The 2061-nt window shown below is 47.7% G+C and carries 1 protein-coding gene; it reads left to right on the top strand.

Features of this window, described 5'->3' with window-relative positions:
• Window positions 1-381 precede the first annotated feature (381 nt).
• On the top strand, window positions 382-1839 hold the full coding sequence (gene guaB, locus L691_RS0118245) for an IMP dehydrogenase (RefSeq protein WP_025691848.1): 1458 nt from the start codon (window positions 382-384) through the stop codon (window positions 1837-1839).
• The last annotated feature ends 222 nt before the right edge of the window (window positions 1840-2061 follow it).

Here is a 2061-nt window from a genome sequence, read left to right as displayed (position 1 = left end):
AGCACAAGAACCACTGCTGATACTTCAGCAGTGGTTCTTTGTATATTGTATACGCTCTGTGTAAACCCTAAATTCCTATCGCTATGGCAGAAGAATTTGTGCGCTGTTGATGGACAAATATGTAGGAATTTATTTGTCCCGAGCCCTTTTTTTCAGGAGAATTCTTGCTCATGTTATGTTCTTGACAGTATATAAACCCTTTGCTAAGATGGCAATAATATATTTTTGGGCATGCCGCTCCAACCTACTTTGAAAGATAAGAACCGTTATACTGCCAGCTCAGAACATCTGTCTTCCAAGGATGGACTGAGATGAAGGTTGTTCTTTTTTATAAAGTTTGCGGGCCGTAAGAACAAAGAATAACAAGGAGGAATGACTCAGGTGTGGGAAGATAAGTTTGGTAAAGAGGGACTGACTTTTGATGATGTGCTGCTGGTGCCGCGCAAATCGGAAGTGCTGCCCAAGGAAGTTGATCTGTCCACAGTGTTAAGCAAGAATGTAAAGCTGAATATTCCGCTCATCAGCGCCGGTATGGATACGGTCACAGAGGCAGCTATGGCGATTGCCATGGCGCGCGAAGGCGGTATTGGTATTATCCATAAAAATATGTCGGTTGAGCAGCAAGCGGAAGAGGTTGACCGCGTTAAGCGTTCTGAGAGCGGCGTTATTACGAATCCTTTTTCACTTACCGCGACTCATATGGTTTCCGATGCTGAACGTCTAATGGGTAAATACCGTATTTCCGGCGTTCCGATTGTGGATGATAATAATAAACTGGTAGGGATTATTACGAACCGGGATTTGCGGTTTATCCATGAGTTCAATATTCCGATCAGCGAAGTCATGACTAAGGAAAATCTGGTCACTGCTCCTGTCGGCACGACGCTTACGGAGGCCGCGGTAGTACTGCAGCGCCATAAGATTGAGAAGCTTCCGCTTGTTGATGATAACTACATTTTAAAGGGTCTCATTACCATTAAAGATATCGAAAAGGCCATTCAGTTTCCTAACGGTGCGAAGGATGCTCAAGGCCGTCTGCTGGTTGGCGCAGCCATCGGCATATCGAAAGATACCTTTGAACGGGCTGAAGCGTTGGTTAACGCCGGAGTCGATCTGATTGTCGTCGATTCGGCTCACGGCCATCACATCAATATTATTGAAGCCGTACGTAACCTGCGTGAGCAGTATCCGGATTTGACGATTATTGCGGGAAATGTGGCGACAGGCGAGGCAACGCGCGATCTCATCGAAGCGGGGGCTTCCGTGGTCAAAGTTGGCATCGGACCTGGCTCGATCTGTACAACACGGGTCATAGCGGGGATCGGCGTTCCGCAGATTACGGCGATTTACGACTGTGCATCTGTTGCGCGTGAGTACGGAGTGCCGATTATTGCCGACGGCGGCATCAAATACTCCGGTGAGATTACAAAAGCTATCGCAGCCGGCGCGAGTGCCGTTATGCTGGGAAGCCTGTTTGCAGGTGCGGAGGAGAGCCCTGGAGAGTCCGAGATTTATCAGGGTCGTAAGTTCAAGGTATACCGCGGCATGGGCAGCATGAGCGCCATGAAGCAGGGCAGCAAGGACCGCTACTTCCAGGACGACGATAAGAAGCTTGTACCGGAAGGCATCGAAGGACGTGTCGCTTTCAAGGGTCCGATGTCCGATACGGTGCATCAATTGATTGGAGGTTTGCGTTCCGGCATGGGTTACTGTGGAACAGGAACGCTCTCCGAACTGCGCAATGACACATCCTTTATCCGGATTACCGGAGCAGGACTTCGTGAAAGCCATCCTCATGATGTGCAGATTACGAAGGAAGCCCCTAACTATTCGTTATAAGCGGCACATGATTTAAAATATGAACGGACTAGACGAATTTCGCCTGGTCCGTCTTTTTTTGGAGGTACCCCTGTGTTAGAATAGAACAAGCAATTAGATGATGTTTATAAGGGGAGTTTAAATCCATTGAAGTTCAAGCGTAAATCCAGTATGAAACAGATGGCAGTGAAGACAGTAACAGCGGGTTTGCTTTTAAATATGCTTGTGTTATCTCCTATTCCA

Source organism: Paenibacillus zanthoxyli JH29 (assembly GCF_000520715.1).
GTDB classification, from domain to species: Bacteria; Bacillota; Bacilli; order Paenibacillales; family Paenibacillaceae; genus Paenibacillus_AQ; species Paenibacillus_AQ zanthoxyli.
This window is presented reverse-complemented; position numbering and strand designations above follow the sequence as displayed.